Origin of the sequence: Fictibacillus solisalsi, assembly GCF_900103485.1 — a bacterium.
Lineage (GTDB): Bacteria > Bacillota > Bacilli > Bacillales > Fictibacillaceae > Fictibacillus_C > Fictibacillus_C solisalsi.
This window is the reverse complement of record NZ_FNHW01000004.1, coordinates 29,858-42,277: the sequence shown is the minus strand read 5'-3', so window position 1 is coordinate 42,277 and position 12,420 is coordinate 29,858. Positions and strand designations below refer to the sequence as shown.

Sequence of the window (12,420 nt, the reverse complement as noted above, 5' to 3'; positions counted from 1 at the left end):
GGAAAAAATGTGTTTGATGATCATTTAAAGGTCATAACCGTTATTAAGGAAGCAGGAGAAGTAGTTGGCCGAAAAAAGCTGCAAAAAATGATTTATATTGCAAAGAAGCTTAACTTTCCTTTTCAGGAAAAATACGAGTTTCACTTTTACGGACCCTATTCCGAGGAGCTGACACTGCGCGTAGAGGAGCTCTGCAATCTGGGCTATCTTTTAGAGAAAAAGGAAAAAGTGAGCGGCTATTCGCAATACCGCTATTCCCTGAATGAAGAGGGAGAAGGCTTTTTGGCAAGCTACGGAACATCCATACCGAAGCTCGGAGAATGCATCAGGACAATGAACGAACAATCTTCCCGGTTCCTGGAATTGGTTTCTACGATTCTGTTCTTTTACCATCTGCCTGTAGAGGAAGTTACAGACAAGATTCATACGTTAAAAGCCAAGCAAAAATATACGAAAGAGGAAATTCAGGAAGGCTACCAGTTTATCAGCCAACTTGAAGGTTGTATCATGCAATAGCTCTTTATTCCTTTTGACGATAGTAAAATCAACTGACTTTCTTGAGAGAAGGTCAGTTTTTTTGTGCTTAATAAGCGAAAAGAAATGGTCCTTCGTACCCGAACGGGCAGGGTCGGGTCCTTAGACCTGGATAGAAGGATGTAAGAAATGTTTTGAAATTCGGTAATAGTAAATATTTACCTGGAAAAATACTGGATAAAGTTTGGTGTGAAAATTCATAGATATTTTACATTTTTTCTCTAAAAGCCAGAGAGTGCCTGTGAAGAAGTGCCTATATCACAATTCCTTCTTTTTACTTATTTTTACAAAAATGGTAACTTTCAAGTGGTTTCCATATTTTTCTTGCCTTATTATTAAACTAACTTCCAGACTCTTGCGCAAAAAAATTCTAAGCAGAGGAGGGTAGTTTTTTTATTGTTTAGGTTCGGTGGTAAATACGAAGGGAGGACGTTCAACAAATGAAAGTCAAACATCTTCGCTTATTCAGTATCATCATGTGCCTGAGTCTGCTGATTCCTTTGATGCTTCCAAAACAGGCGGCTGTGTCCGCAGAGACGAAGCCTTATGTCTCTGTGAACAAGAGTAAAGCCTCTGGGGGGGTTAAAGTCAGCAGCAAACTAAAAAAACAGTTCGACGATAAGGATCAGGTAACGTTCCTGATCAAGTTCAAAGAGCAGGCGGATACACAAAAAGCTGCAAAAGAAGCTTCACAGCTTGCGAAGAAGCAAAAGCTTAGCGCCTTTAAAACAGAACTGAACAAACGATCTGCGGTAGTCTCTTTGTTGAGAGCGACGGCAGACCAAACACAGAGTGGCGTTAAAGAATACTTAACTAAGCAAAAGAAGGAAGGGAATGCGAAAAACATCCGCTCCTATTTCATCGTGAACGGCATGGCGGTTACAGCAACCAAAGAAGTCATGGAGAAAGTAGCGTCTTTTCCTGAAGTTGACAAAGTCCTTCCAAATGAAATCAGACAGATTCAGCCGGCCAAGGAAACGAATGCAAAGCCGATTCCTACCGTAGATGCTGCAAAAGCAGCTAAAAAGAGTGAAAAGCAAAAAGAAACAAAAGCTGATACAGCTTCGGTGGAATGGAACATTGACCGGGTTGGAGCACCGCAGGTTTGGGCAATGGGCATCGATGGTGCGGGCACAGTGGTGGCCAACATTGATACCGGCGTGCAATGGGACCATCCGGCATTGAAAGAAAAATACCGTGGCTATAATGCAGCCAACGGCTCAGTTAACCATGAATACAACTGGTTTGATGCGACAGCAGGACGCGCGGCGCCTTATGATGATGACAGCCACGGAACACATACCATGGGCACCATGGTCGGCAGTGAGGGCAGCAATCAAATTGGTGTTGCTCCAGGCGCCAAATGGATTGCAGTAAAAGCGTTCACTCCGGCAGGCGGAACGGACGCTGACCTGCTCGAAGCAGGACAATGGATTATTGCTCCGACTGATGCTCAAGGAAACCCTCATCCAGAAAAAGCGCCAGATGTGGTCAACAACTCCTGGGGAGGCGGTCCTGGACTTGATGACTGGTACCGACAAATGGTACAAAACTGGCGTGCAGCCGAAATTTTCCCCGAATTTTCTGCAGGTAACACTACATTAACGAACCCGGGGGGCCCTGGATCTGTGGCCAACCCTGCCAACTACCCTGAATCCTTTGCCACAGGTGCAACGGACATCAACAATAAACTTGCTTCCTTTTCTTTGCGAGGACCATCTCCCTATGGCGGCATCATGAAGCCGGAAATTTCTGCACCGGGTGTTAATATCCGTTCTTCTGTTCCTGGCGGGAACTATGAAGGAGGATGGAATGGTACATCCATGGCCGGACCGCATGTGTCAGCAGCTGTAGCGCTTCTAAGGCAGATAAATGCCAGTCTTTCGGTAGCTGACATTGAACAGATACTTAAAGAAACATCTGTTCCTTTAACAGATAATGATTATCCTGAAAGCCCGAACAATGGATATGGACACGGACTTCTGAACGTGTTCGATGCTGTATCTTCCATCATCAGCGGGCTCGGTAAAGTAAAAGGAACCGTTTTAAAAGAGGGAGTGGATTCAGAAGCACCAACCTACACGCATGAAGCCCCTCAAGAAACTTATGCGGGTATGGATCTTCCGCTCACCATCACAGCGAAAGACAACATCAGCATATCCTCTGTAACTCTCCAATATCAAGATCGTGACGGAAATTGGCAGTCTATTGAAGCGGATCGATCCGGCGGGAATTATGAGGAAGGCACCTATACCGCAATCCTTCCTGGTGATGCGATTGCTGTCCCATCCATGACATACCGATGGAAGATTGTTGACTTTGGCCAGCATGAAGTAACGACTGATTCCTATAACGTAAATGTACTTCCAGGAATCAGTGTCGGTTATTCGGCTGATTTTGAATCAGAGCCGGTGGGATGGACGTCTTCAGGTACTCTTAACACCTGGGAATGGGGAACACCAACTTCAGGACCTGGTAATGCTGCATCAGGCACAAAAGTATACGCGACCAATCTTGACGGCAATTACGACAACAGCGCAAACATGGCGCTGAAAATGCCGCCTATCGACCTGGGAGACGGTCCGGCATACCTACAGTTCAAACATTGGTACGACATTGAAAACAACTATGACTATGCTCAAGTATTCGTTTCAACCGATCAGCAAAACTGGACAGAAAAAGCACGATTCACGAACAAGAGTAATGCATGGATTAACGGGCAGGTTGATTTATCTGCATATGCCAATCAGCGTATCTATGTGGCCTTCAACCTAAAAACGGATGGCAGTGTGGTCAAGCCAGGCTGGTATTTGGATGACGTTAAACTTGCTGCTGCTCCAACTACACTGAAAGATACGGGCAAACAGAAAACAGAGGCAGATGTGAAGGCATCAGCGAAAGAACAAGTGGATCCAAGCAAGATTCAGCCTGTCAACACGCTGAAAATCAAGAAAGCTGAAGGAAAAGGGCTAGTGGCTGCACCGAACGGCCTTCCAATTCCAGCTGTTGTCAGTGTGCTGGAAACCGGACGTTCAACAACAACCAACCCTGCAAACGGCACCTACTCTCTGACCCACGCAGCAGGTGATTATACCCTTGTTGCCGAGTCCTACGGCTACCGTTCGGCTCAGCAAAATGCCAGCATTCCTGCGGATGGAGAAGTGGTTAAGAACTTCGTACTCGAAGAGATCCCTAAAGGTACGATCTCCGGTACGGTAACGAATGAACAAACGGGTGCACCGATTAAGGATGCCACGGTTTATGTGGTGGAAGACGCTGCTGTTCAGCCGGTAAAAACTGATGAAAATGGCAATTACAGCTTAACAGCATATGAAGGAACCTATACCCTTAAAGTTATGGCTACTGGATATTACGGAGAAGATACCCAGGTAACCGTTAAGGGAAATGAAACCACAGACAAAGATTTCGCGCTTAAACCGTTTATTACAGCACCTGGTGGAGAAATCGCCTATGATGATGGCACAGCAGAAAACGCTCATGCCTTCTATGACGCTGGTAACGGCTGGGCGGTTAAAATGTCACTGCCTGCCGGCAAGGACCAGGCGGTAGTAACAGGCGGTAAGTTCCGCTTCTGGGATACGGAATGGCCGGTACCGGGCGGAAATAAAGCACAAGTGGCTGTTTATGATGCGAGCGGCCCTGAGGGCGCCCCTGGTAAAAAGCTTGCCGGTCCAATCAATTTCTCTGCACAAAGAAACGGTGACTGGACGACGGTTGATCTTTCCAGCTACGGCATTCAGGTGACAGGCGACTTTTATATGGTCTACTTCCAGGCGGACCCGAATCCAAATGCCCCTGGTCTTGGAACCGATGAAAACGGAACAAATGCTGGACGAAGCTGGCAATATGTTGGTGGAGCCTGGTCGCCATCCCCGGCTGATGAAGGAAATTACATGATTCGTGCCCTGGTGGACTATGAAGTCACTGCTCCGGTGATTACCTCTCCGGCGGACGGCAGCTTTACCAACCAAGACACTGTAAAAGTAGAAGGGCAAACCGTTCCTGGCGTTAATGTCCATATTTTGAAGGACGGTAAGAAAGCGGCAGAAGCAACAGCTGGTGAGGACGGCAAATTTGCAGGTGATGTGACGCTTTCAAACGGGGAGAATGTGCTGACCGCCAAAGTTGTAACAGACCGCGGAAGCACGGATGAATCCGCTCCGGTAAAAGTTACACTGGATCAGAAAAAACCGGAGTTGACCATCGACAGCCCTGCAAACGGATTAAAGACAAATAAAGAAACGGTTACAGTAAAAGGGAAGGTTACAGAGGAAAACCTTGATTCTGTGAAAGTAAACGGAAAGAAAGTAACCGTGAAAGATGATGGAACCTATTCTTACCGCATGATGCTTGATCTTGGTGAAAATGTAATCAAGGTAAAAGCGACAGATAAAGCGGGCAATGCAGTAACCAGAAAGGTCACCGTCTACGCCCAGTATGAAGAGCTGGTCCTCGAGAATGTAATGCCGGATAAAAATAAGAGTCTGAAGGTCGGCCAATCCGTTAAAATCGAGTTTGACAGTTCAGAAGATCTGGATGCGACATTTGTAATCCACATGCCTTTGACAAACACGAAGGCAGCTACAAGCAACGCCACAGAGCTGCCAATGCGCGAAACGTCTCCTGGCCACTATGAGGGGTACTACACAGCAACGTCCAACGTAAGGGCAACGGGAGCAACGGTGGAAGTCAGAGCGAAAGACGATTACGGCAACACGGCAAGTGAGATAGCAAAAGGAAAACTGAATATCAACTAGCATTTTTGCACAAAAAGAAGCCCTGCTGCATGGTGATCAGCAGGCTTCTTTTTATGTTTGTGTCCGGCATAGGGACTTCAAATGCCCTGTAACCATTTCTTCACAATAGTCAAGAGGGTAATGCGATGGATGAAGGATCATATGCAGCGCCAGGCCGTCGATAAACACCATCAGCCTGTCTGCTTCCAATTCCGCATCAAGTCCTGGCCGGGCCAGCTCAAGTTCCTTTAATCCTTGGGTGATTTGGAGCATCCCCTCTCTCATTTCATGAAAAAACCGGGTTCCAAGCTCGTGCAGAGCGGGGTCGGAGAGCGATCTGGCCATAAATGCGAACCACACCTCCATTTCCAATTTTCTCTCCTCATCCACCGGCAGTACTTCGAGCAGTACCGCCTTCATCGCTTCAAGAGGCGGCCCGCCATATGTCGATTTGCTGATTCTTTCTTGCACCCGGTCAGATACTAGCTCCATGGAAAACGCAAGAAGCTGTAAACCGGAAAAGGTGAAGTATGGCCGTGACCATGCGAGACAAGAGCGGGAGGGCTGGCTGCGCCATCTCCTTTTGTGGAGTATCGGTTGTTCCCTGCTTGGCTTAATGATTCTGTTGATTGGAGATCCGGCACGAACAGAAGTGCTGGCAAGAACCATTTATCTTTGGTCGATCGTTTTAGCTGATGACTTTGTCATCAGCTTTAGCTATACGGTTTGGCCGAAAAAAGAAAAAAAGCAGGCCTCCCTTTAGGAAGCCTGCTTTTTTTGTTGGATTAATGAGGTAAAAATGCGAGCTGATAGAAAAACAATACAGCAAACAAATAAACAAGGAATGGAACTTCTCGCCACTTCCCGCGGGCAATTTTTAGCAGCGGGTAGGAAATAAAGCCAAATGCAATTCCGGTTGCGATGCTTGATGTCAGAGGCATAGTCAAAATAATGATAAACGCAGGGAACGCTTCGTCCAGCTGTTCCCATTTAATTTTACCAAGCGCTCCGAGCATCAGGCTGCCGACGATAATCAATGTCGGTGCTGTGATGGCTGAAAGACCAGAAATGGCACTTACCAGTGGCGAGAAAAAGGCCGCAATTATAAAAAGTACAGCAACGGTTACCGAAGTTAATCCAGTACGGCCGCCGACCGCAACGCCTGAAGTTGATTCAATATAGGCGCTTGTCGGGCTTGTCCCGAGCGCGGCACCTACTGTTGTTGCTACGGAATCGGCAAGGAGTGCTTCACGTGCTTTCGGCATTTTGTTATTTTTCATTAAACCAGCCTGTTCGGCGACACCGACCATTGTTCCTGTTGTATCAAAAATGGTGACGAGCAGGAAGGAGAAAACCACTGCAAACAGTCCATACTGAAACACATCAGCAAAGGCGGTCAGCGGGTTGCCGAAGATAAATAATTCTTTCGGCATTGCAGGGACAGACATAAAACCATTAAATTTTAACTGATGTGTAAAATATGCAATAATTCCAGTAATGATCATTCCGAAGAAAAGAGCGCCGTTGACATTGAGTGCCATCAGAATAAGCGTAATCGCCAAACCTGCCAAAGCAAGCATAACAGATGGAGAATGAAGATCACCGAGCGCCACCAAATTTTCTTTATGGGCGGTAATAATACCGGTCATTCGCATGCCGATAAAGGCGATAAAAAGGCCGATTCCTGCGGTAATCCCGTACTTTAAATTGGCGGGAATGGCTTCAATCAATTTTTCGCGAAATGGTGTCAGTGACAAAATAACAAAGATAATACCAGCGACAAAAACTGCTCCAAATGCCGTCTGGTAGGAAATGTTGGTGTGCGTGCCTACCACGGAAAAGGCGAAATAAGCATTCAGTCCCATACCGGGAGCAATGGCAATCGGCAGGTTGGCGAACAGGGCCATCCACAAGGTTCCGACCACAGTAGCGATGATGGTTGCCATAAAGACTGTATTAAACGGAACACCAGCTGAATGAAGCACGATCGGATTGACGACAACAATATAGACCATGGTCAAAAAAGTTGTGATTCCTGCAATCACTTCTTGTTTTGCGGTTGTTCCGCGTTCTTTTAGTTTAAAGAAAGAAGAAAACATGGATGTACCTCCAAAAATACGAACGATTTTTAAATACTTAATTATAATATTCGTTTTTAAGTTTCGATGCAACCCATTTATTCGCTTTATCCTTATGTATTCTTGCCCCTTTTAAGGTATGTGATACTAGGCGGGAGAGGCTTGGGGACTTAAAACGGAGAGATTTGTGGTAAAATAAAAACAGAATTGATGTGATCTCGGGAGGTTTATGATGAAGGATATTTTCGGATCTAATCCAGATAAAAATAAAAAAGGAATGGGCTTCACTATATTAAGCGGAGATTCTACCAGTGGCCATGGCGGCTATGGTGTAGGTGCATTAAGCCTGGACCATATGACTCCGGTCATCGTGGATCCTGTAGACGGTGACGCCTATGTCGATATGGGTGCCATGCACGCCAGAAGCGACATCGAAAAACGGATTAAATTTACACCTGACCGCTCCAATACACCAAACCCACGGCCGTACTGGCTCGTTTGGGTAACGATCAACAGAAATGAAGAAGGCCCATACTACTATGGTGTAACCGGTTGTGAAATGCAGATTGACGCCGAGGCGCGCCGGGGCTATAAAAGCCTGCCGGAGCATGTAAACCGTATGGATAAATCGCTGAAAGGCCATGTCATGGTGGACGATATGGATGACAAGTCCAAAAAGCTGCTTGGAGAGTTTCTAAAAAATCACGATGAAGCGATGTTTAATCGTTCTTCTGCCGAAGTCAGGAAATTATTGCCATAAAATTGGAAGAGTTATGAACTCTTTTTGAACATTTTATAAATAACTTGTGACAATTCTCGTTCATACAGTAAACTGAAGCTAGCATTGCACACACAATGTTGCTAGGACAATAAGCAGCCCGGGAGCTCTTCGTGAGCACCCGGGCTGTTTATTTTGTGTTGGCTTTGTGAGGTTTAGTAAGCTGAGAAGTAGTTGATTTGCGTTCCAGGATGCTCGCTTTTACCGGCGTAAACGCCAACTTTCGCAGGGCGGGCGCTCTGCCCATCAGGCACAAGCGCCTTCCTGGTCCCACCTGTCCCGCATCTCCTGCTGGAGCCTCGCACCTTGTACTACAATCACCTGTTCAATGAAGTCTTTTACGTCCTGAGCACCTTCTCTTAGATAAACATTTATGAAAATGATGTGATATGCAAGTAAATCGTGTCGAACCGCAACTAAATGGCCAATTACCGCAACTAAATGGTGTCGAACCGCAACTAATTGAGCCGATACCGCAACTAAATCATGTCGAACCGCAACTAATCTGCCCCCGCATACGCAATATTCACCCAAAGTCCACCCGATTTCTAATGCCACCAAGGGAAGACTTTCTGGAACCAGCCTTTTCGTTTATGATCAAGGCCGTCTGAGCCCATTGGAAGATCGCCGGCATGCTCATTGCAGTATTCGGTCGGTTCGGTCCCCTTAATATAATATGTTTTCCTTTTGATCGGGCAATTTTTCGTCGCAAGCTTCCCGTTTTTCGGGTTGATCATCACCCCTGCTACCCCTTTTGGCTTCTTGAACGCCATGGCGGGTTCATCTTTTAAGGCATCTTCCATATAATGCACCCAAATTTTCTTCGAATAGCTGCCGTCATTAATCCGGTTGATCTCTTTCCCCTGGTCGTATCCAATCCAGACACCGGTCGTGAGCTGTGGCGTAAATCCGACCATCCAGCTGTCAGTCGGTGTAGAGCCCGATTTTCCGGCCGCCGGGCGGGTTAAATATTGATCAATGCTCGCGCCCGTAACCTTAGCGTAATCATTCAGCTTTTCATCAAACATTCCTTTCATCAGATCGGTCATGACGAATGCTGCTTTTTTGTCGAGCACTTGTTTTTGTTTGTAATGATGCTCATATAGAACGCGTCCTTTATTGTCGGTGATTTCCTTGATAAAAACAGGTTCCACCCTTTTGCCGCCATTGGCAAAAAGATTGTAAGCGTTGGTCATTTCCATCACGCTTACGTTTTTTGTACCAAGCGCAAGTGACGGAACACTGGCAAGAGGGCTTTTGATGCCAAACTGCCGTGCCGCCTTCACCAACTTTTTGGGGCCTAGAAAAAGGTTGGTTTTTACCGCATAGATGTTGTCCGATAACGCAAGTGCCTCGGACAAGGTAATAAAGTCGTAGGCATACAGGTTATTGTAGTTTTTCGGTTCATAATCCTGCTGCCCGTCTCCCATGGCAAAGGAGGTGGGCTCACTTTTAATGGCAGTCGACGGTGTATAGCCGTTTTTCAGCGCCGTATAGTACAAAAATGGCTTAAACGTAGAGCCTGGGGCGCGTTTTGCCTGGATAGCCCGGTCAAACGGGCTTTCGGCATAGTTTCTTCCTCCAACCAGCGCTTTTACATCACCGTTTCTTGGATCCATGGACACCAGAGCGGTTTGGATCGAAGAATCTGGATCGATTCTCTCTTCAATCTCCTTTTCTGCCGCCTTTTGCATGGAAACATCGAGCGTTGTATAGATGTGAAGGCCGCCAAGCTCGATCTGTTTGGAATCCATTTTTAATTTTTTTTCGAGTACTTTCATCACTTCGGCCTGGAAGTACGGTGCAATTTTCGGCTTTTGCATCTCTTTTTCGGCAACTATGGTAAGCGGTGCAGCGGCTGCTTCCCGTACTTCTTTTTTGGACAGGTAACGATTGTTCTCCATCGCTTTTAAAATGATCGCCTGCCGCTCTTTTGCCCGGTCCTCATGATAAACCGGTGAGTAATAGCCGGGTCCTTTTGGCACCCCGGCAAGCATGGCTGCCTCGGAAACACTGAGGTGGCTCGCATCCTTTCCGAAATAAAAGGCGGAGGCGCTCTGAATTCCATAGGTGCCATGGCCGTAATAGATGGTATTTAAATAGCCTTCAAGGATTTGATTCTTGGAATAATTCATCTCCAGCCGGATGGTATAAAACGCCTCCATCCCTTTTCGCAGCCAGGTCTTCTCATGTGTTAAAAAGAGATTCCGTGCGAATTGCTGGGTGATGGTGCTTGCTCCCTGTACTTTTGCCCCTGCCCTCAGGTCCGCCAAAAGGGCTGCTGCAATCCGTTTAAAATCAAACCCGTGATGATTATAAAAGTTTTTGTCTTCAATGGAAAGCGTAGCTTCGATCAAAGCAGGGCTCATCTTATTCAGAGGCACCCATGTCCGCTTTTGCCCGGAGTTGCTGATTTCCCCGATTTCTTCCCCGCTGCTCGAATGGATCACGGTGGTTTGCGGTACAAGCAAAGGAGGTGGTCCCATAAATTTAGCCAAAAGAAGTACACCTGTCAGACAAACAGCCATGGCTGCACACAAAATGGCAGCCGCTTTGCCCGCCAATTTTACTTTTTGTAATCTGTTATACTCCTTCCAGTGTTTAAGCCAGGACACAAAAAACCCCTCCTTATGATGATCTGTTTCTAGTATGGGAGAATGAGAGCTCTTCTAAACGTGGGAAGAGGGGGAAAATGTTATACTAGTTCCATAACGAACGAAGGAAAGCAGGAGGGTTACACATTGATTCTGAAGAATGCACGCTATTTTATAGAAACTAACGGAACGTGGAGCGAACGGCAGGAGGATTTGCTCATAGAAGGAAACACGATTCAAGACATCGGAAATCTTGAACCGTTATATGGCCAGCATGAAGTATGGGATGTGAAAGATTATTTAATCCTTCCCGGCCTCGTCAACGGACATCAGCATACGCCGATGTCGCTGCTTCGCTGTTATAGTGATGATCTTCCGTTAATGGAGTGGCTGAATAAAAAAATGCTGCCCGCGGAAATGAAAATGACAAGTGAGGACCGGTACTGGGGAGCAATGCTGTCCATTGCTGAAATGATAAAAAGTGGAACTACGGCATATGCAGACATGTACATTGATATGGATACCATTGCAGCCGCTGTGCAGGAAACAGGCATTCGCGCCTCCCTTTCCCGGGGTATGATCGCCATGGATTCGAATTACAGTGACCGTATCGAGGAATCTCGCAATCTTGTGAAGAAGTGGCACAAACAGGCCGATGGAAGAATCACAGTAATGATTGCGCCTCATTCTCCTTATATGTGTCCGCCAGACTTTTTGAGGGATGCGGTAAACCTGGCAAAAGAACTCGACGTACCACTGCACACCCACCTCGCAGAAACGGCGGATGAGCGGAATATGATCCAGGAGCGCCATGGCATGAGTCCGGTCCAATATCTGCAGCAGGCTGGTTTTTTTGATCATACGAGTGTCAATCTTGCTCACGGCGTGCATTTTACGGAAGACGACCTGTCCATACTGGGAGGGCTCACGGGTGGAATTATTCATAATCCGGTGAGTAATGCAAAGCTCGCCTGCGGCACGGCGGATCTTGTGGAGCTCGCCAAAGGGGGAATTAAGGTTGGTCTCGGAACAGATGGACCGGGCAGCGCGAGTACACTGGACATGTTTATGGAGATGAAGGCTGCCGCCTGGATGCAGAAGCTGCTGCAGGAAGATGCTTCCGCATTGACGGCTCATGAAATCTTGACGATGGCAACGAAAAATGGAGCAGAAATTCTTGGAATCGGGCAAGAAACCGGAAGCATTGAGGTGGGTAAAAAAGCAGACCTGCTGTTTATGAACATGAACCAGCCCCACCTTGTTCCTGCCCACCAGAATCCTTCCCTTTTAGTGTACGCGGCCGCAGGACAGGATGTGGATTCAGTCATGGTAGATGGAAAATTGATCATGAAGCATCGTGAACTGCTGACGATGGATGAAGAAAAAGTGATGTTTGAAGCGAAGCGTTGTGCGGAAGACCTAATCGCCCGTATTTAAACGGACGGACGCTGACAAAATTTGAAAAAAGTAGTATGATATAAGCAGAAATGCTGCAAAATAAAACCGCTGGCATGCAGGCCAGCGGCGGGCAATAGTCGGTCTTCCCCAGGATGATCGGCTACCATTTAACCAAAACGAAAAAAGATAGACCGTTTCCGTGAGTTGGGGCTCGAGGGCGGTCTATTTTTTATGCGACAAAACAGAAACGATCAGCGACGCAAAAGCGACGGCAAACATCA

General features: G+C 46.8%; 8 protein-coding genes. 5 read left to right on the top strand and 3 right to left on the bottom strand.

The genetic code is table 11. The features are described 5' to 3' along the window. The first annotated feature begins 9 nt into the window (after window positions 1–9). On the top strand, window positions 10–516 hold the full coding sequence (locus BLT53_RS20830; RefSeq protein WP_090238187.1) for a YwgA family protein: 507 nt from the start codon (window positions 10–12) through the stop codon (window positions 514–516). Between the two features lie 458 nt (window positions 517–974). Further along, window positions 975–5,312, top strand: coding sequence for a S8 family peptidase (locus BLT53_RS20825; RefSeq protein WP_090238185.1), 4,338 nt, complete (start codon window positions 975–977; stop codon window positions 5,310–5,312). Window positions 5,313–5,363: 51 nt separating this feature from the next. On the opposite strand, the gene BLT53_RS20820 is transcribed toward BLT53_RS20825, so the two are convergent. Next, window positions 5,364–5,783 carry a TetR family transcriptional regulator C-terminal domain-containing protein gene (locus BLT53_RS20820; RefSeq protein ID WP_090238182.1) on the bottom strand — a complete coding sequence of 140 codons (420 nt, stop codon included), beginning with the start codon at window positions 5,781–5,783 and terminating at the stop codon, window positions 5,364–5,366. On the opposite strand from BLT53_RS20820, the gene BLT53_RS20815 reads away from it, so the two are divergent. Further along, the gene (locus BLT53_RS20815; RefSeq protein WP_090238180.1) at window positions 5,782–6,054 is read left to right on the top strand and encodes a hypothetical protein; all 273 of its coding nucleotides are present in this window, start codon (window positions 5,782–5,784) and stop codon (window positions 6,052–6,054) included. The two genes, BLT53_RS20820 and BLT53_RS20815, sit on opposite strands and share 2 nt — an antisense overlap. A 22-nt stretch (window positions 6,055–6,076) precedes the next feature. Here the strand turns inward: BLT53_RS20815 and BLT53_RS20810 are convergent, their stop codons facing one another. Continuing rightward, window positions 6,077–7,390 carry an NCS2 family permease gene (locus BLT53_RS20810; protein ID WP_090238177.1) on the bottom strand — a complete coding sequence of 438 codons (1,314 nt, stop codon included), beginning with the start codon at window positions 7,388–7,390 and terminating at the stop codon, window positions 6,077–6,079. 211 nt (window positions 7,391–7,601) lie between these two features. Between BLT53_RS20810 and BLT53_RS20805 the strand changes: the two genes are divergently transcribed. Further along, window positions 7,602–8,129: a YwhD family protein gene (locus tag BLT53_RS20805; RefSeq protein WP_090238174.1), complete on the top strand. Its 528-nt coding sequence runs from the start codon at window positions 7,602–7,604 to the stop codon at window positions 8,127–8,129. 566 nt (window positions 8,130–8,695) lie between these two features. On the opposite strand, the gene BLT53_RS20795 is transcribed toward BLT53_RS20805, so the two are convergent. Further along, window positions 8,696–10,762 carry a transglycosylase domain-containing protein gene (locus BLT53_RS20795; protein ID WP_244520527.1) on the bottom strand — a complete coding sequence of 689 codons (2,067 nt, stop codon included), beginning with the start codon at window positions 10,760–10,762 and terminating at the stop codon, window positions 8,696–8,698. A 126-nt stretch (window positions 10,763–10,888) separates the two neighbouring features. Between BLT53_RS20795 and BLT53_RS20790 the strand changes: the two genes are divergently transcribed. Continuing rightward, entirely contained in the window at window positions 10,889–12,178 is a 1,290-nt protein-coding gene (locus BLT53_RS20790; RefSeq protein WP_244520526.1) for an amidohydrolase, read from the top strand. Window positions 12,179–12,420 lie beyond the last annotated feature (242 nt).